Origin of the sequence: Paenibacillus sp. FSL H8-0317 (genome assembly GCF_045040685.1) — a bacterium.
Classification (GTDB): Bacteria; Bacillota; Bacilli; order Paenibacillales; family Paenibacillaceae; genus Paenibacillus.
In genome coordinates this window covers 4653307-4674704 of record NZ_CP150294.1, presented here as the reverse complement: position 1 = coordinate 4674704, position 21398 = coordinate 4653307, and the positions used below count along the sequence as shown (strand labels likewise).

The following is a 21398-nucleotide window of genomic DNA, read 5'->3' as shown; positions in this document are numbered from 1 at the left end:
TTAGGGATTTCCGTTACTTACATTACATTATACCGTTAGGGAGATGACATGAATGGCACAATTTTTTGAAGGACATTTAGTATCAGAAGGATTAAGATATGGAGTTGTTGTTGGACGTTTCAACGAATTCATCACGAGCAAATTGCTTAGCGCAGCGCTCGATGCATTCAAACGTCACGGCGTGAAGGATGAGGAAGTGGATGTAGCCTGGGTTCCAGGTGCGTTCGAAATCCCTTTAATAGCGCAGAAAATGGCGGAGAGCGGCAAGTATGATGCAGTAATTACCTTGGGAACTGTCATTCGTGGGTCCACTACGCATTACGATTATGTGTGCAACGAGATGGCTAAAGGGGTAGCGGCAATCAACCTGAAAACAGGCGTGCCTACAATCTTTGGACTGGTTACAACAGAAAATATTGAACAAGCGATTGAACGTGCCGGAACCAAGGCGGGTAACAAAGGTTGGGATGCGGCTACGGCGGCAATTGAGATGGCAAACTTGACGAAACAGCTAAAATAGTGCTTATTTAATAGTAGTGCCCTGCTTTGCGCAGACGAACACGGGAAACCGGATTCGGACGGCTTAGCAGGGTTTTGTATTTTTCTGGCGGGAGGATTCGTCTAGTGACGGTAGTTACATACAAACTGGAGACTTTTGAAGGGCCTTTGGATCTGCTGCTTCATCTGATTGATAAGGCTGAAATTCATATCCAGGATATTCCCATCAGCGATATTACCGATCAATACATGGCGTACCTGCATTCGATGCAGGAACTGGAACTGGATATTACGAGTGAATTTCTGGTCATGGCAGCAACATTGCTGTCGATCAAGAGCAAACTTTTATTGCCCAAACCACCGGTCATTGAGGATTTCGAGGATTATGATTATATGGAAGAAGAAGATTATGATCCACGTGCAGAGCTGATTGCACGTCTGATAGAATATCGCAAGTACAAGGGAATTGCACGTCATCTTCATGAACGGGAGTGGGAACGCAGCCTTATATTTTCCAAAGAGCCCGAGGATTTGCGCCTCTATATGCCCGTAGAAGCCCAATCGAACCCGGTTGAGGGTTTACACACCTCTGACCTGATTGCAGCATTCCAGAAGGCGCTACGTAAGGCTGAGAAGCGTACAACTGTAACCCGAATCAAACGGGATGAGATTTCGGTTAAGGACCGGATACGGGATGTCATCGGCGCTTTGGAAAGTATGGGGCCGGGAGGCAGACTGTTATTCTCCAAGTTGATGGATGAGCATATCTATCGCCATGAGATTGTTGTCACTTTTCTGGCGGTGCTGGAACTGATGAAGATGAAGCAGATTGTCTGTTATCAGGAACGGATGTTTGAGGATATCGTTATGGAGTGGAGAGGGGAAACAAAGAATCATGGATTTTCCGAAATTGAAATCGATTATTGAAGGCCTGCTGTTTTTGTCCGGAGAAGAAGGCCTGAGTATCAAACAAATCGCCGAGATCGTCGACCAGCGAGTGGAGCTTGTAACGGACGCGATTGAGGAGATGATTCATGAATTTTCACAGCAGGGACGAGGTGTACAGATTCTCAAGATCGCGGGTGTAGTTCAGTTGGGCACCTTGCCTGAGCATGCTGTGTATTTTGAGAAACTGGCGTACTCTCCGGCACGAACATCCTTATCCCAAGCGGCTCTGGAGACGCTGGCTATTGTGGCGTACCGGCAGCCCATTACACGGGTAGAGATTGAGGAAATCCGCGGTGTAAAATCGGAGCGGGCCATTCATACGCTTGTGAATAAGGATTTGATTATTGAAGTGGGACGAGCCGAGGCGATTGGACGACCAATTCTGTACGGAACGACCAAGTCATTCCTTGATTATTTCGGATTGGCTTCAATTAAAGACCTTCCGGAACCAGGCTTGTTTGAAGATTCGGAAAACCTGGAGGAAGAGACACAACTCTTATTCAACAAACTGGATCTGCAACAACTGGAACCGGAAAGTGCTGATCCGGCGGATGATCTAAGTCATATCGACAGCGAAGATGATAGCACGGATTCTTCACTCTAATTTGAAAAGTCATATTAACCGACACCATTAGTGGAGTCGGTTTTTTGTGCAATGTTTTAGATAAATGGTGAATAAAGCGGTTTCCAAATAAATATGAAATGGGATTTTTAGGTCAGACGTGAATTTTTTCCTATTCAAAGTGCCATACTAGACGAGAAAAGAATTGAGGGCTTGGAGGTAAGGCCTGTGTGGATTTGGCTTGGAGGAATCGGTTTGTTGTTCGCATTGCTGATTGCCGCAGTCCTCATCTCAAATGTTCATGTACATTTTACATTCAGTAAACATAAAAGTGATGATTACGCCAATATTAATGTTCGTCTTCTCTATGGAATTGTGCGGATTAACTATGAGATCCCGAGTATTGTTTTTCGCAATATGAAGGAAGGTTTTCTGGTCAAGACCGAACAATCCATGAATCATTCGAGAGGGGAGGTCCAGGGAAGCGAGAGAGTCAACAAACGCAAAGTCAAGAAGTGGGCTAAAGATGTGAAAATCATGCTTAGGGCAACGGACGCGCTCAAGCTGTGGCTTAAGCAAACACTCACACGCGTACATATGACTCAATTGTCCTGGGCTACCCACATCGGGGTTGGTGATGCAGCGTATACGGCTGTCCTTACGGGTTGGGTATGGGGAATCAAGTCCATTATCATTGGTTTTCTGACCTATCAGGTTAAGTTTGAAAAGACGCCAATGCTTGAAGTTATACCGGTATGGTCAGATGAGATGGAGTTCCGGACGGAACTTGAATTCCGATTGAAGATCCGGATTACAGCCATTATGGTTGCAGGAATAAGGTTATTAACCCGAGTGTTACAAGTCGAGGGCGGATGGCGGATGTGGTTCAAGCTACTGCGGGAGCAGCGTCGTAAACACAAGGAGAAACAAAAGCTCGAAGGGGCAAAACCGTAACTCTTTGAAGACAGCAATGTGTTATTCGTTCATGTTTTCTCAATTTGGACTGGCAGTTTCTGATGGGTACAGTGATGTGTAGAACACTCGTTACACATTTTAGCCCAGATGAGACTGAGAAATCGCAGGATATGGATAAAATGCATTTGTTACATAAGTCCCCTGGAGTTTGGGGATCATATGGTTAGATCAAACCTAGCTTACATTGAAACTGGAGGGAATTCAGATGTCAGATCATCCAATTCAAGGCTTAATGGAAACTGCAATGGAAAATATCAAGGCCATGGTGGATGTCAATACTATCGTTGGCGATGCAGTTGAAACACCTGACGGTACAGTCATTCTGCCGATCAGTAAAGTGGGTTTCGGATTTGCAGCAGGTGGTAGCGATTTTCGCGTGAATGATGAAAAGAACAAGGAGACTGGTTCCACGACAGGAGCGAAGACAGAGCATGCCTCTGTATCTTCACCTTTTGGTGGAGGTAGTGGTGGTGGAGTTTCCATCCGCCCAATCGCATTTCTTGTCGTTGGTAAACAAGGGGTACACATTGTACCACTCGATAACTCCACGCATTTGTTTGAGAAGCTCATTGACTCTACCCCTTATGTTCTTGACCGAATCCAGGGCATGTTCCAACGTAATACAACACAAACGAATACATCAGATGTACCGGATACACCAGATCCATCAACGTATAGCTGAATCATTTCGTCATGATCCCTCCCGCATCCAAGCGGTGAGGGATTTTTGCTGTTTTTGCCTGATGGGACATACTCCAAGTTGTCCGGACATAAGATAGTACAAGATTCCAAGTGACCCGGAGGAATGAATTGATGCGAAAAATAACGAAAGTCATTGCATGCATGCTTATCCCTGTCTTCTTGCTGTCTTCATTTGGGGTTACTCAAGCCCAGGCAACAATTCAAGGTCCGTCTACACATGCGCAAAGCGCTGCTCTCATTGATGTGACATCAGGCCGGATCTTATACAGCAAAGATGGGGATAAGGAACTGCGAATTGCCAGTTTGACCAAAATCATGACGGCAATCGTTGCGATTGAACACAGCAAGCTGGATGAAAAAGTTAAAGTGACGCCCACTGCTTTTGCCAAAGAAGGATCATCTCTCTATCTCAAGTTAGGTGAAGAGATGACACTGGAGAACATGTTGTACGGGCTAATGCTCCGTTCAGGCAATGACGCGGCCTCTGCGATCGCAGAACATGTCGGTGGATCGGAAGAAGGCTTTGTCCTGTTAATGAACAAAAAGGCGGAGCAAATTGGTCTGACGCATTCCCATTTTATGAACCCTCATGGACTGGATGCAGAAGGTCACTATTCTACAGCCAATGACTTGGCCCGATTAACGGCATATGCGTTGCACAATCCGGTGTTCAAACGCATCGTAGCCACGGAGGACAAATCCGCACCGAACCCCAATGAAAGCTGGGAATACTCTTGGCACAATAAAAATAAAATGCTGCGGATGTATGAAGGTGCGGATGGAGTGAAGACGGGTTACACAAAAAAAGCTTTCAGATGTTTGGTCAGCTCCGCTACACGTAATGGACAGCAGCTCGCCGCGGTAACGCTGAACGACGGAAACGATTGGAACGATCATGCTCGGATGCTAGATTTCGGGTTTGAATACTTCCCATTGGTAGAGGTCGCCAAGCAAGAACAGCCTGTGCAAAATACGGATGTCGTTACGGGCCGGGGATTCTGGTACCCACTGGCTAAGAGTGAACAAGGCTCATTGACCAAGAAATTGATACTACACGAAAATCGAGGACAGTCGGAAACGGAAGGCCAGGAACAATCGACAGATCCTTCGTTCGGATTGGCAGGTCGCATTGATATGCAGCTTGACGGCAAACTTGTTGGCTCAATTCCCGTGTATCGCAAAGGCAGTTATATTCCTCCTGAACCGAAGACAGAAGATGCAACACTGGGTGGAGTCGGTGATGTCTCTTCCTGGGCAGCTGCATGGCGTGCCGTGTTAAGCCATCTATTGTCTCCTTAGCCAAATCGCCATTGAAGGGAGGATATAATCCGTGATTAATTTAATTTGGCTGCTCATGATTTTAATCGGATTTGCTTTTGCAGCCGTCAACGGCAATATCGAAGTGGTCACACAAGCTGCTTTTGATGGGGCGGCAACGGGAGTCACGGTCTGTTTTGGACTGATTAGTGTGCTAGTGTTCTGGATGGGCATGATGAAAATGGCTGAGGATGCTGGCCTCTTGGCCCGGATTGCCAAGCTGCTTGGCCCGGTTGTGGGTTTCTTGTTCCCCGATGTGCCCAAAAATCATCCGGCGATGGGTTATATTCTCTCCAATATGAGTGCGAATCTGCTGGGGCTAGGAAATGCGGCTACACCGATGGGAATCAAAGCCATGCAACAGCTGCAGGAGCTTAATCCGGACAAACAAACCGCTTCTCCTGCGATGTGCACCTTACTGGCTCTGAATACGGCTAGTATTACCATTATTCCGACAACGCTGATCGCCATCCGCTTAAACTATCATTCTGCCAATGCAACAGAGATTGTGGGAACAACATTGATGGCTACCATTATCGCTACACTTGCTGCTATAATCGCCGATCGCTGGTATCGGAACAGGGCTTTACATAAACCGCCGCGCATACAGAAAAGTGGCAATCCCGGCATGAAAGGATGAGCACCTTTGTTAACCTTCATCAACTGGATCTCCGTCTGGGCCATCCCGGTTATTATCGCGTTTGTTCCATTATATGCGTTTACCAAAAAGGTCCCGGTTTACGAATCCTTTGTTGATGGGGCCAAGGATGGATTCTCTACTGCAATCAGTATTATTCCGCATCTCGTGGGCATGATGGTCGCAATCAGCGTATTTCGTGCCTCGGGTGCACTGGATTTTGTGATTAGTCTGTTCGCTCCACTTGTGTCATGGATGGGTGTTCCAGGGGAAGTGTTGCCACTCGGAATACTGCGTCCTTTAACGGGGACAGGCTCTCTGGCGTTTACAACCGATCTGATCAAAACCCATGGCCCTGACTCCATGATTGGACGTATGGCATCTACGATTCAGGGAAGTACAGACACCACGTTATATGTGCTGACTGTTTATTTTGGAGCTGTAGGCATAAGGAACGGTCGGTATGCACTCAAAGTAGGGTTGTTTTCCGATGTCGTTGGTTTTATTGCTGCCCTCGCCATTTGTTTGCTCGTTTTTGGTTAAAAGATATCTCCTTTCCTTCCGATATATTAGATATGCTAGAATAATAGCGGAGGAGAGTGAGACATGCAGAAGAGTTGGAAACGAATGCTCCGTGTCGGAATGTCAGGCGTGCTTGCTGTTGCAATGCTCGCGGGGTCAACGGGGTTGGCGGCAGCTCAAGCCGTTCAGACGATACATTTTACAGGTTACTTCGACAAACAGCTGCGTGCACAAATGGCAGTCACAGCGGATTCTTTTCCAGTCGTGAATGTACGTTTGGTCAAGCAGGATGAACCCGATATGGTATATTATGATGTTGGTACCTCAATATTGATCTCAAAGGATGAAGTGCTCACGAATTACCATGTCGTTCAGAGTTTTGCTGAACTGTCTGATGGTGATGAAGGTACACTGACTGTTGCAAGTCCGGGTTCCCTTAGCAAGCCTGTAAAGGCGAAGATTATTAAGACAGATCCGGTCACAGACATGGCACTGCTGAAGCTGGACAAGGAAATAGACGCCCAACCGGTCGCATTTGCAAATGCAAGGGATAACCAGGTTGTCTATACGATTGGATTTCCCAAAAATCCTGCTGGTGATCTTGTCATCCTGGATGAAGATTTTCCTTCAACCTACAATACGATAGCCAAAAGCAGAGTGTTCAGTTCTCAAGCTTCGGACGTTCCAGGTAAAAAGGGAATCGGCAGTATTGTGAAATCCATGGCCCAAGGTAATTCAGGTGGCCCTGTTATGGATCAGAACAACCGGGTCATTGGTATGATGACATTTGTGTACGGTGGACGTACTTATTATATTACTTCCAAAACATTGCAGACTTTCATTAAAGAGAGTACTAAACCTGCCAAAAAACAGGTTGCAGTTGCCGGCAAAGTTTCCAATTAAATGATTTGAGAAAAAGGTCTATCTTTACGCCATCTGTGTTCAACAGGTCGTGTAAAGGCAGGCTTTTTTTGCGTCAACCTCAAAGGGAAAGGTAGTCTAAAATGCATATTCGTGTCGCCAGTTTACAAAATCCTTGGATTATCCTTGTGATTTCCCTGCGTGATGGGTATCATTAGTGTGAGGTGACATGACAAACATGGAAAGATTACAAAAAATTATCGCACAGGCAGGCATTGCATCCCGCCGCAAGAGCGAGGAACTAATCCTGTCCGGCAAAGTAGAAGTTAACGGGGAGGTCGTAACCGAACTGGGTACAAAAGCGAACCCCGAAGAGGATATGATTACGGTTAATGGAAAACCGATCCGCAGTGAGAAAAAAGTGTACTTGATGTTAAACAAGCCAAAAGGCGTAATCACAAGTGCATCTGACCCGGAAGGTCGGAAAATTGTATCCGACTACCTGAAAGGTGTCAAGGAACGTGTATATCCTGTGGGGCGTCTGGATTATGACACAGAGGGCTTATTGATCCTTACCAATGATGGTGAGTTTGCACATTTGCTGACGCATCCGAAGCATCACGTACCCAAAACGTATCATGCAACGGTTAAAGGTGTGCCGCATGGTACAGCTCTGGAGAAATTAAAGACAGGCATTATGCTGGATGACGGCATGACTGCTCCTGCAGAGGTAGAGTACAAAGATGTGGATACAGCGGCCAATGAGTCGGTCATTTCCATTACGATCTATGAAGGACGTAACCGTCAGGTTAGACGTATGTTCGAGGCAATCAACCATCCGGTAACCCGTCTGAAACGGATTTCGTTTGGTGGTATTTTGCTACAAAACCTGAAACGTGGTCTGACACGTCATCTGACCAAAGAAGAAGTCAACAACCTAATTACCCTCGCACAATCAGAACCAGCCAAAAAAATGAAAAAAAGGTAATGTGAGGACACATAATTTTCATAAAACCGCCGCAGTTTTGTGACGAAATTCGCTATAATTGTTCATAGGATGTTCACAGTTGTCTTAGACCAATAAGATGCGAATGCTACAGTCACTTAAAAGGGGAGCAGCACATGGGGAAATCAAGAAGAACGGTGCAAATCGTCATTTTGTTATTGATCCTGGTGTTGGGCGGATATGCGATTACGACATCGGTATCCGGCTCGAATGGCAAGCCAAAGGAAGGGGACAAGTCTCCTTCTTTTGAACTGCTGGGCCTGGATGGTCAAGTTCATACGTCTGATGAGTACAAAGGAAAAGCGATGGTGATCAATTTCTGGGGCACATGGTGTGAACCTTGTGTTAAAGAAATGCCTGCACTTCAGGCGCAAGCTGACAAATGGAAGGAACAGGGAGTACAATTTGTCGGGATTAATGTTGGAGAAGACCAGATGACCGTGGATAATTTTGTTCGGCAGGTTGGGGTTACGTTTCCAATCATGCTTGATCGGGAGAAAAACTCGGTTCGTGATTTTGGGATCTCTCCGATGCCAACGACATTCTTTGTATCCGACACGGGCAAAATCTCTACCATTCATATCGGTCAACTTGATTTGGACACACTTGACGCTCAAATTTCGCAACTGGCGAAGCAGCCCTGACAGGAGGTCTATTCGTGTTCCAAAATACCAAATGTGAGTGCGGACACCAGAATCCGGTAGGCACTGTACTATGTGAAGCATGTGGGAAACCGCTGCTGGAGTCTGAAGCTAAATCGGATGAAGTGTTGGAAATGCGTTATGATGGCATGGCGCGCCGTTCACAGCGTAGTAATCCCAACATCATTGACCGCATATGGAACTTTTTTTCTTCCGTTAAAATTGCCGTCTATATGATTGTTTTTACGCTTGTAGGTTCTATGCTTGGTACGATCTATCCGCAAGAAAGTACATTTCTGAATATCGATCCTTCCGTGTACTACAAAGAAACATACGGTCAGTTGGGACATATCTATTATCTGTTGGGTTTATCCCATACATACGAATCCTGGTGGTTTATTCTACTGCTGGTGCTGATTGGGGCATCTTTGGTGATATGTAGTCTGGATCGCGTCCTGCCGCTCTACAAAGCACTGAATAAACAAAGAATACGTAAGCATACGCAATTTTTGACAAGACAGCGTCTGGTGTACCAAGGTACCATCGAAGAGGCACCAGAAGACTGGATTAAGAAAGCGGTTACGCCACTGAAAAAGAAAGGATACCGCGTGCACACCCAGGGTGATGCATTACTCGCCGAGAAACAGCGATTCAGTCGATGGGGCCCATATGTCATCCATATTGGACTCATTATATTTTTGCTGGCGGTGCTCGCACGAGGACTTCCTGGTCTGAATCTGGACGAGCATGTCGCTTTTCCTGAAGGTGAGATCAAAAAGATCCCGAATACGTCGATGTATCTGCAAAATGAACAGTTTAATGTTGAATTCTACAGTGAGGAAGAAGTACCTGAGCAATTCCGTAACCTCAATAAAACCGTTCCGAAACTGTTCGAAACAAAAGTTGTTTTGTATGAATGTACAGCAGATTGTTCGGATCTCTCGAAGAAACCTCAGTTAGCTGAGGTGGCCAGACATGATGTACGCGTGAATCATCCATTGAATTATAACGGTCTGAAAGCATATCAGTTTGATTATGATCTAACACCCACCATTCGGTCCGTAACACCTGATCTGGTCAATACAAAGACGGGTGAAGTATACGGGGCACTCAAGATCGATATGGTAGATACCCAAAGAACATTTGAAGCTGGTCCTTATAAGCTTACGGTAAAAGAAAAGTTTATGGACTTTGGATTGGATGAGAATGGTCAGCCCAAATCAAAATCGCCTTCACCTAATGCACCTGCTTTTCTCTTTCTCATCAAGGGACCGGATCTGCCCGAAGAGGGGATACAATATCTGTACTTTGCGAAGCAGATTGATAAACAACGGTTTCAACAGGATGCGATTAACCAACAGCTGATTGGAGCTGATATTCCTTTACAGCTGGAAGTAGACAGCATGGACAAGGTCGATATTATTCAGTCCGTAAGTTATCTCAATATAAGAGTGGATAAGGCAATGCCTTTTGTGTGGGTAGGAGCCGGTATTGTTATGTTGGGTCTGGTCATGGGTTTTTATTGGCATCATCGCCGCATTTGGATTCGTTTTGATGATAAACAGCTCACCTTGGGTGGACATACCAACAAAAACTGGTTTGGCTTCAGGCGTGAAGTTGCGGCCGTTTTGAAACAGATGAATCTGGAAGTTGAAGAGAAGTCGTTGGATAACGGGGGGAACCAGGCATGAGATTATTGGATTTCAGCAGCGACGCATTTATCGTATCTTTCTTTCTCTATTGTGCTGCATTCTTGTTATATGCTGTCGCGGTCATGGGCAAAAAATGGAGTAATCGTGATCCTCTGGACCATATGAATCGCTGGGGTAAAAGAGCTTTTATCGCTTCGACTGTTGCCTTGGCGGCGCATATCGTATTTTTTGTAACCCGATGGGCTGGGGCAGGTCATATCCCGGTCAGTAACATGTATGAGTTCATGTCTTTTCTGTCCATGATGATCATGGTTGCATTTATTGTTGTATATGCCATATACCGAAAGTCATTACTGGGTTTGTTTGCCTTACCACTTACCATTATTATTATGGCGTACGCCGCTGTATTTCCTCAGGAGGTACAACCATTAATCCCGGCGCTTCAGTCCATTTGGCTGAAAATTCACGTGACATTGGCTGCGCTTGGTGAAGCATTCTTCGCCGTGGGTTTTGCCGCAGGGTTCATGTATTTGCTCCGTACTGTTGATTTCAGTGGTAAAGATAAGTCTTCAAGACGTCAACGAGGATGGGTTGAATTCACCTTGGTTACGATCGTTGTAGTCATCGGATTTATCGGAACGGTATTTGCCTTTCGTACAGCTGGTTACGAGGCGGTTTTTGTACAGAAAACGGTCAGCATTGACACAGAGGTACAGGAAAATAGTACAATAGAGAAAGTGATTTATCGCATGCCTCCGATTTTTGCACCATATAATAGCGAAGTGGAGAGCATGACACCGTTTCTTGGCATGAAAAAACCTTTACTTGAGACGCCTTCCTGGATGAACGGGGTAAATGCCGGGCGCAAGCTGAATACGGTGGTTTGGTCACTTATTGTAGGTCTAATCCTGTATGGAATTGTACGACTTCTTGTGCGCAGACCACTGGGACAAGCGTTACAGCCAATGATGGATGGAATCGATGCCGATGATCTGGATGAGATAAGTTATCGCGCGATTGCCATTGGTTTTCCGATATTTACGCTGGGAGCATTAATTTTTGCCATGATCTGGGCTCAGATTGCCTGGAGTCGCTTTTGGGGTTGGGACCCCAAAGAGGTGTGGGCATTGATTACATGGCTATATTATAGTGTGTATCTGCATTTGCGTTTATCCAGAGGTTGGCAAGGTCAGAAGTCTGCATGGCTTGCAGTTCTTGGCTTCCTGGTCGTCATGTTTACACTAGTTGGGGTGAATTTGATCATTGCCGGATTACATTCTTATGCTGGAGCTGACTAGGACAGACTCGTATTGCAAAGGTTGAGTTTAGAAGCGGGAAACACAAACGTACCTTTTTATTGAAGGGTATTCAAATATTGTTCGCCAGATCGAACATAATAGAAGTGATGAGGAGTTATTGCAAAGGGGCTGGAGAGGCATGGCTGAACATGAGAATCGAATACTGGTCGTGGATGACGAAGAGAGAATCCGCAGGCTTTTGAAAATGTATCTTGAAAAAGAAGGTTATGAAATCGATGAAGCTGAGGATGGGGAAACTGCGCTGCGTAAAGCAACAGCAGGGGACTACGGGCTGATTTTGCTTGATGTGATGTTGCCGGGTATGGATGGTGTTGAAGTGTGTACCCGTCTTCGTCAGGTGAAATCAACGCCGGTTTTGATGCTCACTGCAAAAGGTGAAGAGATTAACCGGGTTCAAGGCTTCGAAGTTGGCGCTGATGATTATGTTGTAAAACCATTCAGCCCGCGTGAAGTGATTTATCGCGTCAAAGCGATTTTGCGTCGATCTTCCGCGACAGCTTATCTCTCCAAGGAGAGCAATTCGAGTAACAACATCGTGTTCCCGCATCTGGTTATTGAGCATGATGCCCACCGGGTAACCGCTGGTGGCGAAGAGATTAGTCTTACACCAAAAGAATATGAATTGCTGCACTACCTGGCAACATCTCCCGACAAAGTTTTCTCCAGAGAAGAATTGCTCAAAGATGTATGGAATTACGAATTCTTTGGCGATCTTCGTACCGTGGATACGCACGTGAAGCGTCTTCGCGAGAAACTTAACAAGGTATCGCCTGAATCGGCGGCCATGATTACGACGGTGTGGGGTGTGGGTTATAAACTGGAAGTACCGAAGTAGTTTTAGTTTCTGGAGATCACTGGTCGGGAAGTTATGGATCACTATTATCTGCCTTGTGGGTTGTGTACTTATAGCGCTGGGTCTTTTTTTGCTGCCCTACATTGATACAAACTTTGCAGAATCCGAATCCAGAGATATTAAGCGGTTGTTCACCTATATCTGTATTATCGGATTCAGTTTAACCACGTTTTTTGCATTGTTTCTATTCACCAAAATAACGCAACCCATGCAGCAATTGATTCAGGCAGCCAATGCGATTCGCAAAGGGAACTACGGAACACGTCTCTCCCTGGTAACGAGTGATGAGATTGGTGAACTTGCCAACACATTTAATCATATGGCTGCCCAACTGGAAGATAATATTCGAAACCTTAACCATGAGAAGGAACATTTGGCGAGTGTGCTTCGCAGCATGACCGATGCGGTGGTTACATTTGATGGTGAAGGCAAAGTTATTCTGACGAATCCGCCTGGAGAAAAGATCATGCAGACATGGTATGATTTGGATTGGGCAAAAATGGACGAAGGACAAGAATCCGAGCAGTCTGACAAGACATCGCGTGATGTACCTGAGCCCCTTCTTCCTTTGTTCAGAATGGTGATGGAGCAAGGTGGGGACCAGAACTCCAATGTTCACGTACAGCAAGGTGTCTGGTCTGTTCAGATGGCACCGTTGTATGCTGACAGTGTTGTCAGAGGGGCTGTGGCTGTCTTAAGAGATGTAACAGAAGAAGTGCGTCTGGAGAAAATGCGGCGTGATTTCGTGGCTAACGTATCTCATGAGATACGTACCCCATTATCTATGATGCAAGGCTACAGCGAAGCGCTTCTGGACGGCATGGCAACCTCACCCGAAGAGAGCGAAGAACTGATCCAAGTCATTCATGATGAGTCCTTGCGGATGGGCAGACTGGTTAAAGACTTGCTTGACCTTGCGCGGATGGAAGCTGGACACACGGACATGGTGATGAAGGAAGTTGACCTCGGAGAGCTACTTGAACGTGTATATCGGAAGTTCTCTGTGCGTTCAAAAGAACAGGGAATTCAACTGCAATTTAAGTTCGAACAACCAACTATTGAACTTCAACAGGCAGATGAGGATCGACTTGAGCAAGTATTTACGAATTTGCTGGATAATGCGTTCAGACATACACCTACTGGCAAAAATGTAATGATCTCAGCCGAGAGGGTCACTTATCTTCGTGCTCCATTTGTCAGAGTTTCTGTGAAAGATCAGGGTGTAGGTATCCCTTCATCCGACTTGCCATTTATTTTTGAACGATTCTACAAAGCAGACAAGGCTCGTGTTCGGGGAGAAAGTGTAGGTACGGGGCTTGGTTTAGCGATTGTGAAAAATATTGTTGATGCGCATCAAGGCATGATTACTGTCAATAGTGTGCTTGGCGAAGGAACAGAGTTTATTTTGCAATTTCCTTTGGATTCATCGAAATAGCCTGAATTTCATACAAAAAGTGCGGAAACACCCTCTTAAGGAGGGTGTTTTTTTGTTGAAGACTACCGTTTAATCTTGTTCAACGTGGAACATGAATGGTCTTTTTTTGACTAAAAAGAGTGTCCAAGATAATTTTCCTTCCTATGTTACATAAGCTTGAAAAGCGAGCAAGATAGAGGAGGATTGAGATAAGCATGTCCGATGATCGAAAAAGGGTCAATATTAAAGCTTTTCTGGACGGCAGATCTTTTAGAGCGGGCTCTCCGTTTATTCCAATAACTACAAGAGAACTGGAGGAGTTTGAATCCATACTGCGTTCTTTGGCTATGGCTATTCCTGCTGCAATCAGTCAGCCGACTTCAGCCAATATACTGTCTTTGCAGAACGCATTACGCCAGTTACTTACTTTTGTGAATCAATCCGGATTTCGTGCCGGAGTAAAGGCAGAATTACAAGCCGTATTGGAATTAACGATTGCAGGTTCAGAGATTGTCCCTGTTCCTCTTATTAATCTCGCAGGTAACTTGCAGAACTTACTGGATGACTTGTTAAGTGTGACGTTGCTTCTGGAAGCACCACCTGCAGAAAAAGATAAACTTGTGGGATTAATTCGATCGATCTCCATATCGTTAGGCCGGGCGACGACAACTCTTGGAACTGGAGGGATTACCGGACCAGCTGGTCCACAGGGAGTGCCAGGAGTTCCGGGGGTACCCGGTGTCCCGGGAGTCCCTGGGGTGAAAGGGGCTACTGGAACACCTGGAGGAATTGGACCTGTAGGGCCGGTTGGCCCAGTCGGTCCACAGGGAGCACAGGGTCCGGCAGGAGCACCTGGTGTTGGCTTGAACAATATTACTGCATATGATCCTGCACTGGGACCAACTTATGCTCAAGGTCAAGTAGTAAGCTACGAGGGCAGTCTTTATGTTGCCAATGTAAACGGTCCCTCGGGTACACCCGGAAGTTCTCCAGACTACACTCTTTTGCTGTCGGGTGGAACGACTGGAGCAACGGGAGCAACCGGAGGTGGTTTGACAGGAGCAGTAGCATTTAATCCAGCGCTCGCCCCGGGTTATCCAGCAGGTCAAGTCATTACGTATAACGGTAGTACTTACATTGCAAGTGTAGCTGGTCCTCTAGGAACACCGGGATCTTCATCGGATTACACATTAATCGCTGCTGCGGGGGCGACTGGTGTAACTGGAGCCACAGGTGCAGGATTAAGTGGCATCGTGCCATTTGATCCCGCATTAGCCCCGACATATCCAGCTGGACAGATCGTCACGTTTGGTGGCAGTACTTACATTACAAATGTCGCTTCGCCAACGGGTACGCCAGGAAGTTCTCCAGATTATACGTTGTTAGCAGGATCGGGAGTTACAGGTGAGACCGGAGCTACGGGCATCGGTCTCAATGGTGCAGTTCCGTTTGACCCTGCAGTAGCTCCAACGTACCCAGCAGGTCAGGTCGTTACCTTCAATGGCAGTACGTATATAACGGCTGTGGCTTCACCTACGGGTACGCCAGGTACTTCGCCAGACTATACATTGCTTGCAGGTGCAGGACCTACAGGAGCGACAGGTGCGTCAGGTGTAACGGGAACAACCGGGGCGGGATTGACAGGCCTAGTGCCATTTGATCCAGCCGTAGCCCCAACGTATCCAGCGGGTCAGGTCGTCACTTTCAATGGTAGTATGTATATTGCAAATGTGGCATCGCCAACCGGAACGCCTGGGACTTCACCGGATTACACTTTGCTTGCTGGGGCAGGATCAACGGGAGTTACGGGAGTAACTGGAGTTGGAGTAACGGGAAGTACCGGAGCTACAGGAGCGACTGGTCTTACGGGGTTGACTGGGGCGACGGGAATTACAGGAGCCACGGGTTTAAGCGTAACGGGATCAACAGGAGTAACTGGAGGAACCGGGGCAACTGGTGAAACAGGAGCGACAGGCGTAGGTTTGAGTGGTATCGTGCCATTTGATCCAGCCGTGGCCCCAACGTATCCAGCGGGTCAAGTAGTAACGTTCAACGGCAGTACGTATATTGCGAATGTGGCATCGCCAACCGGAACGCCTGGGACTTCACCGGATTACACGTTGCTTGCTGGAGCAGGAGCAACGGGAGTTACGGGAGCAACTGGAGTTGGAGTAACGGGAAGTACCGGAGCTATAGGAGCGTCTGGTGTTACAGGGTTGACTGGGGCGACGGGAATTACAGGAGCCACGGGTTTAAGCGTAACGGGATCAACAGGAGTAACTGGAGGAACCGGAGGAACCGGTGCAACTGGAGCGACAGGCGTAGGTTTGAGTGGCATTGTACCATTCGATCCAGCCGTGGCCCCAACGTATCCAGCGGGTCAAGTAGTAACGTTCAACGGCAGTACGTATATTGCGAATGTGGCATCGCCAACCGGAACGCCGGGCACATCGCCGGATTACACGTTGCTTGCGGGCGCAGGAGCGACAGGTGTGACCGGTGCAACTGGAGTTGGAGTAACGGGAAGTACTGGTGAAACCGGAGCGACTGGTCTTACAGGGTTGACTGGGGCGACGGGAATTACAGGAGCCACAGGATTAAGCGTAACGGGATCAACAGGAGTAACTGGAGGAACTGGGGCAACTGGCGAAACAGGAGTGACAGGCGTAGGTTTAAGTGGTATCGTGCCATTTGATCCAGCCGTAGCGCCAACGTATCCAGCGGGTCAGGTCGTCACTTTCAATGGTAGTACGTATATTGCGAATGCGGCATCGCCAACCGGAACGCCGGGGACTTCACCAGATTACACGTTGATCGCTGGAGCAGGAGCGACAGGTGTGACAGGAGCAACCGGCATTGGAGTAACGGGAAGTACCGGAGCTACAGGAGCATCAGGGGCAACTGGATCGACAGGCGTAGGTTTGAGTGGCATTGTACCGTTCGATCCAGCCGTAGCCCCAACGTATCCAGCGGGTCAAGTCGTAACGTTCAACGGCAGTACGTATATTGCAAATGTGGCATCGCCAACCGGAACGCCGGGGACTTCACCGGATTACACGTTGCTTGCGGGCGCAGGAGCGACAGGTGTGACCGGTGCAACTGGAGTTGGAGTAACGGGAAGTACTGGTGAAACCGGAGCGACTGGTCTTACAGGGTTGACTGGGGCGACGGGAATTACAGGAGCCACAGGATTAAGCGTAACGGGATCAACAGGAGTAACTGGAGGAACTGGGGCAACTGGTGAGACAGGAGCGACTGGTGTTACAGGGTTGACTGGGGCGACGGGGATCACAGGAGCCACGGGATTAAGCGTAACAGGTAGTACTGGAGCTACAGGTGAAACAGGAGCAACAGGCGTAACGGGAAGTACCGGGCCAACTGGTGCGACTGGGGAAACAGGAGCCACAGGTATAACCGGAGCCACGGGAGTCGGCGTAACGGGAAGCACCGGGGTAACTGGTATCACAGGGGAAACCGGAGCGACAGGTATAACGGGAGCCACAGGAGTCGGCATAACAGGAAGTACTGGAGTAACTGGAGTAACTGGTGTCACTGGGGAAACCGGAGCAACTGGTGCGACTGGGGGAACAGGAGCGACAGGTATAACCGGAGCCACGGGAGTCGGCATAACGGGAAGTACCGGAGTTACTGGTGTCACTGGGGAAACCGGAGCCACAGGAGAAACCGGAGCCACAGGAGTCGGCATAACGGGAAGCACCGGGGTAACTGGTATCACTGGGGAAACCGGAGCGACAGGTGTAACCGGAGCCACAGGAGTCGGAGTAACGGGAAGTACCGGAGTTACTGGTGTCACTGGGGAAACCGGAGCGACAGGTATAACCGGAGCCACAGGAGTCGGCGTAACGGGAAGTACCGGGCCAACTGGTATCACTGGGGAAACCGGAGCGACAGGTATAACCGGAGCAACAGGAGTCGGCGTAACGGGAAGTACCGGAGTTACTGGTGTCACTGGGGAAACCGGAGCGACAGGTATAACCGGAGCAACAGGAGTCGGCGTAACGGGAAGTACCGGGCCAACTGGTATCACTGGGGAAACCGGAGTGACAGGTATAACCGGAGCAACAGGAGTCGGAGTAACGGGAAGTACCGGAGTAACTGGTGTCACTGGGGAAACAGGAGCGACAGGTATAACCGGAGCAACAGGAGTCGGCGTAACGGGAAGTACCGGAGTTACTGGTGTCACTGGGGAAACCGGAGCGACAGGAGTCGGCATAACGGGAAGCACCGGGGTAACTGGTATCACTGGGGAAACCGGAGCGACAGGTATAACGGGAGCCACGGGAGTTGGCATAACGGGAAGTACTGGAGTAACTGGTGTCACTGGGGAAACAGGAGCGACAGGTATAACCGGAGCAACAGGAGTCGGCGTAACGGGAAGTACCGGAGCAACCGGTGCGACTGGGGGAACAGGAGCAACAGGTATAACCGGAGCAACAGGAGTCGGCGTAACGGGAAGTACCGGAGCAACCGGTGCGACTGGGGGAACAGGAGCTACAGGTATAACGGGAGCCACGGGAGTGGGCGTAACCGGAAGTACAGGAGTTACCGGAGCAACAGGTGCAACTGGAACATCTGTAACATCTAACTCGGCTTTTGCTGAGAACACTAATGGTACGATTGTTGTAATATTGGGTGGTACACTCGTTCCGTTACCGAATAACCAAAATATTGGCACAGGTATAACCGTCAATGGGGCTAATGACACCTTCACACTGACCAACGCAGGTCGTTACTATATCTCATACAAAATAAGTCTGACAGCTGCACTTGCTATCCAATCTCGGGTTTTACTTAACGGTACAGTTATTCCAGCGAGTGTAGTATCTCCAGTACTTTCTCTCAGTCAGCTGCAGTCGGACTTTATGATTACCGTTACCGCTGGTTCAACAATACAGTTACAATTATTCGGGCTCGTTGGCACAGCTATTCTTTCTCCTCCGGGATCTACACTAAACATCATTCAGTTAAGTTAATAGTTCGATAATGTATAAAGACTATTTCTCTAATGGGCAAAAGAAGCTGAACTCATATGAGATTGGTGCATTTGATTGTCGAGAAACCCAGATCAATTTAAGATCTTGGGTTTCTCTTTCTTTCTAGGTAGTAGTGGTCAATCCTACATTAGATGTTTGGGACGACCGAAAGAGTCAGTTCCGCAAGGCCAAGAGTATCACTCACCATTATCAAATTAACTTTAAAATTGAAATGAATTCGCAATATACATAGCGACAAAAAAGACGGAACCACGAGGGCCCCGTCTCTCCTTATACATTTAAAAATATGTTTGATTATTCCAGAACAATTTCAACAGCAGTATTGATTTCTGGCAGCGCAGCAAGCTGCACAAGCACATCTTTTGGAACAGCTTTATCTACGGTCAGAATCATGATCGCTGCACCACCAATAATTTTACGTCCAACTTGCATGGAGGCGATGTTGACATCGTTTTGTCCAAGTAGGGTTCCTACACGTCCGATAATACCTGGTTTATCGTTGTGGGAGATCAAAATTTGATGACTTTCCGGAGCGATATCTACCGGGAATTTGTCCAGACGAACAATACGTTCTCCATAACCTGCAAGCAATGTACCTGCTACACGGCGTTCCTCAGCATCCTGAGTTGTAACCAATGTTACGGTAATCAGGTTAGTAAATCCTTTAGTTGTTGAGGTTTGGCTTACAACCACATTCAGATCACGGATTTTGGCCAGATGCATGGAGTTAACGATGTTGGCTTCCCCACCCAAATGTCTGGCGAGAATCCCTTTCACAATGTAACGTGTGAGAGGAGAAGTATCTACTTCAGAAAGTTCACCAGCATAGTCGATCCGAATCTCTTGCACTGCATTTTGTGTAATCTGTGCTGCAAAACTACCCAACGTTTCACCCAGTTTGAAATACGGCTGCAATTTGTTCATCACGGTTGGTGCAACAGCAGGCATGTTAACTGCGTTCTTGAACGGTTCATTGCGCAGAATATGAAGAACTTGTTCCGATACATCGATAGCCACGTTCTCTTGTGCTTCTACTGTGGATGCACCAAGGTGAGGCGTAACGATAATGCTTGGGTGATTCAGGAACGGGTGATCAGCGGCTGGCGGCTCGCTTTCAAATACGTCAAATGCTGCACCAGCAACAATACCTTGATCAATGGCTTCCACAAGTGCCATCTCGTCAACTACACCACCACGGGCACAGTTGATGATACGCATGCCTTTTTTCATCACTTCGAATTGTGGACGTGAAATCATATGCCGTGTTTCCGGTGTTAATGGCGTGTGAACGGTCATGAAGTCCGCATTGCGAATGATATCATCTACACTAGCAAGTTTCACTTGCAGCTTCTCGGCACGCTCCTCCGTGAGGAACGGGTCGTAAGCAAGAATGTCCATTCCGAATGCTTTGGCGCGCTTGGCAACTTCACTACCGATCCGTCCCATACCCAGTACACCGAGTGTTTTATTTCTTAATTCCACACCCAGGAAGGTTTTACGATCCCACGTACCCTGAATTGTTTTGGCGTAGGCCTGAGGAATGTGTCGTGCCAATGCCATCATCATGGCAAACGTGTGCTCACAGGTTGTGATGGTATTGCCATCAGGTGCATTAATAACGATAATACCGCGCTGTGTAGCAGCTTCCAGATCAATGTTATCTACACCAACACCTGCACGTCCGATCACCTTAAGGTTGGTACCAGCCGTCATAATACGATCTGTAACACGAGTCTGGCTGCGAACCAAGAGGGCATCATAATCACCAATAATGGCAACAAGTTCATCTTCACTAAGACCGGTTTTCTTCTCAACAACAACATCATTTGCATCCACCAGTTGCTGGATTCCCAGATCACTGATTGGGTCCGACACTAACACTTTGTACATGGTTTCTTCCTCCTTAGGTATGTGTATCTATATCGTCAAGGTCTGACCTCAGCGAAGAGGTATTCCTTAAAACCAGGTTGATTCTTCCGCCCAACAACGCGGTGTCGCAACAGAGGGGGAAGGTGAAGCAAATAGAGTGATCCCACAGATATCCTTTAAAATAAATCAAAAAACTCTCAATCCACATACTGCTTGCGCAATAAGGGACGAGAGTTGTCGTGGTACCACCCTAATTCACCGCCGTTTCGCAACGACAGTCTTAGCGGTCAATGAAGACCGAAGAGGATAACGGGTCTAAACCGATTGCACCTACTCCAATTTCAATGCAATAACTCAGGAGCGCTCAAGACCATTTGCCTGCCACCGATTCACACCTACCATCGGCTCTCTGTAAGACGAAGCAACGTCTTTTTTCCATCATCGTGTTTAACGTGACTAATTTTTTCATAATGTATCATGGCTGACATGAGCATGTCAATAGACTTAAATGTTTTAAAATGTTTTGCAGATGTCTTTAGATTCATACATAAACAGAGTCACCATAAGTAATACAATAGTTAATATACCTACGACAAGAAGATGGAAA

The 21398-nt window shown here is 47.4% G+C and carries 17 protein-coding genes and 1 other annotated feature; of the genes, 16 read left to right on the top strand and 1 reads right to left on the bottom strand.

Annotated features, from left to right (window positions below; translation table 11 throughout):
* The first annotated feature begins 52 nt into the window (after positions 1-52).
* The 16 genes from ribE to MHB43_RS20820 all read left to right on the top strand — a co-directional run bounded on the left by ribE (position 53) and on the right by MHB43_RS20820 (position 18901).
* Positions 53-520 carry a 6,7-dimethyl-8-ribityllumazine synthase gene (ribE, locus tag MHB43_RS20895; protein WP_076215868.1) on the top strand — a complete coding sequence of 156 codons (468 nt, stop codon included), beginning with the start codon at positions 53-55 and terminating at the stop codon, positions 518-520.
* 104 nt (positions 521-624) lie between these two features.
* Positions 625-1425, top strand: a complete 801-nt coding sequence (locus tag MHB43_RS20890) for a segregation and condensation protein A (RefSeq protein ID WP_405117917.1) — start codon at positions 625-627, stop codon at positions 1423-1425.
* A complete protein-coding gene (gene scpB, locus MHB43_RS20885; protein WP_405117916.1) occupies positions 1394-2050 on the top strand; it encodes an SMC-Scp complex subunit ScpB in 657 nt (218 codons plus the stop codon). The genes MHB43_RS20890 and scpB overlap by 32 nt, the downstream gene beginning before the upstream one ends.
* Before the next feature lie 186 nt (positions 2051-2236).
* Entirely contained in the window at positions 2237-2962 is a 726-nt protein-coding gene (locus MHB43_RS20880; RefSeq protein ID WP_339177563.1) for a DUF2953 domain-containing protein, read from the top strand.
* Between the two features lie 226 nt (positions 2963-3188).
* The gene (gene ytfJ, locus MHB43_RS20875) at positions 3189-3665 is read left to right on the top strand and encodes a GerW family sporulation protein (protein ID WP_405117915.1); all 477 of its coding nucleotides are present in this window, start codon (positions 3189-3191) and stop codon (positions 3663-3665) included.
* Positions 3666-3796: 131 nt separating this feature from the next.
* The gene (locus tag MHB43_RS20870) at positions 3797-4984 is read left to right on the top strand and encodes a D-alanyl-D-alanine carboxypeptidase family protein (RefSeq protein WP_405117914.1); all 1188 of its coding nucleotides are present in this window, start codon (positions 3797-3799) and stop codon (positions 4982-4984) included.
* Between the two features lie 31 nt (positions 4985-5015).
* On the top strand, positions 5016-5642 hold the full coding sequence (locus tag MHB43_RS20865; protein ID WP_036672256.1) for a nucleoside recognition domain-containing protein: 627 nt from the start codon (positions 5016-5018) through the stop codon (positions 5640-5642).
* A 6-nt stretch (positions 5643-5648) separates the two neighbouring features.
* Positions 5649-6182 carry a spore maturation protein gene (locus MHB43_RS20860; protein WP_017687658.1) on the top strand — a complete coding sequence of 178 codons (534 nt, stop codon included), beginning with the start codon at positions 5649-5651 and terminating at the stop codon, positions 6180-6182.
* A gap of 63 nt (positions 6183-6245) precedes the next feature.
* Positions 6246-7064: a serine protease gene (locus tag MHB43_RS20855; RefSeq protein ID WP_405117913.1), complete on the top strand. Its 819-nt coding sequence runs from the start codon at positions 6246-6248 to the stop codon at positions 7062-7064.
* A 196-nt stretch (positions 7065-7260) separates the two neighbouring features.
* Positions 7261-8010, top strand: coding sequence for a pseudouridine synthase (locus MHB43_RS20850; protein WP_036607741.1), 750 nt, complete (start codon positions 7261-7263; stop codon positions 8008-8010).
* A gap of 134 nt (positions 8011-8144) precedes the next feature.
* Entirely contained in the window at positions 8145-8672 is a 528-nt protein-coding gene (locus MHB43_RS20845) for a redoxin family protein (RefSeq protein ID WP_221822071.1), read from the top strand.
* Positions 8673-8686: 14 nt separating this feature from the next.
* Positions 8687-10360 carry a cytochrome c biogenesis protein ResB gene (locus MHB43_RS20840; RefSeq protein ID WP_237174685.1) on the top strand — a complete coding sequence of 558 codons (1674 nt, stop codon included), beginning with the start codon at positions 8687-8689 and terminating at the stop codon, positions 10358-10360.
* Complete coding sequence (ccsA, locus tag MHB43_RS20835) at positions 10357-11619, top strand: cytochrome c biogenesis protein CcsA (RefSeq protein ID WP_017687663.1); 1263 nt, start codon at positions 10357-10359, stop codon at positions 11617-11619. Before MHB43_RS20840 ends, ccsA begins: the two co-directional genes overlap by 4 nt.
* 139 nt (positions 11620-11758) lie before the next feature.
* A complete protein-coding gene (locus tag MHB43_RS20830; RefSeq protein WP_017687664.1) occupies positions 11759-12475 on the top strand; it encodes a response regulator transcription factor in 717 nt (238 codons plus the stop codon).
* Between the two features lie 55 nt (positions 12476-12530).
* On the top strand, positions 12531-13928 hold the full coding sequence (locus MHB43_RS20825) for a HAMP domain-containing histidine kinase (RefSeq protein ID WP_017687665.1): 1398 nt from the start codon (positions 12531-12533) through the stop codon (positions 13926-13928).
* Positions 13929-14122: 194 nt separating this feature from the next.
* A complete protein-coding gene (locus MHB43_RS20820; protein WP_405117912.1) occupies positions 14123-18901 on the top strand; it encodes a BclA C-terminal domain-containing protein in 4779 nt (1592 codons plus the stop codon).
* Between the two features lie 315 nt (positions 18902-19216).
* Here the strand turns inward: MHB43_RS20820 and serA are convergent, their stop codons facing one another.
* A complete protein-coding gene (gene serA, locus MHB43_RS20815; protein ID WP_047843574.1) occupies positions 19217-20812 on the bottom strand; it encodes a phosphoglycerate dehydrogenase in 1596 nt (531 codons plus the stop codon).
* A 199-nt stretch (positions 20813-21011) separates the two neighbouring features.
* Positions 21012-21242: a binding site (T-box leader), on the bottom strand.
* Positions 21243-21398: the final 156 nt, after the last annotated feature.

Excerpts from the sequence above, each read along its gene's own strand:
- ribE (WP_076215868.1), top strand. The coding sequence starts at position 53 with ATGGCACAATTTTTTGAAGGACATTTAGTATCAGAAGGATTAAGATAT.
- scpB (WP_405117916.1), top strand. The coding sequence starts at position 1,394 with ATGGATTTTCCGAAATTGAAATCGATTATTGAAGGCCTGCTGTTTTTG.
- ytfJ (WP_405117915.1), top strand. The coding sequence starts at position 3,189 with ATGTCAGATCATCCAATTCAAGGCTTAATGGAAACTGCAATGGAAAAT.
- MHB43_RS20870 (WP_405117914.1), top strand. The coding sequence starts at position 3,797 with ATGCGAAAAATAACGAAAGTCATTGCATGCATGCTTATCCCTGTCTTC.
- MHB43_RS20855 (WP_405117913.1), top strand. The coding sequence starts at position 6,246 with ATGCAGAAGAGTTGGAAACGAATGCTCCGTGTCGGAATGTCAGGCGTG.
- MHB43_RS20850 (WP_036607741.1), top strand. The coding sequence starts at position 7,261 with ATGGAAAGATTACAAAAAATTATCGCACAGGCAGGCATTGCATCCCGC.
- MHB43_RS20845 (WP_221822071.1), top strand. The coding sequence starts at position 8,145 with ATGGGGAAATCAAGAAGAACGGTGCAAATCGTCATTTTGTTATTGATC.
- ccsA (WP_017687663.1), top strand. The coding sequence starts at position 10,357 with ATGAGATTATTGGATTTCAGCAGCGACGCATTTATCGTATCTTTCTTT.
- MHB43_RS20830 (WP_017687664.1), top strand. The coding sequence starts at position 11,759 with ATGGCTGAACATGAGAATCGAATACTGGTCGTGGATGACGAAGAGAGA.
- MHB43_RS20820 (WP_405117912.1), top strand. The coding sequence starts at position 14,123 with ATGTCCGATGATCGAAAAAGGGTCAATATTAAAGCTTTTCTGGACGGC.
- serA (WP_047843574.1), bottom strand. The coding sequence starts at position 20,812 with ATGTACAAAGTGTTAGTGTCGGACCCAATCAGTGATCTGGGAATCCAG.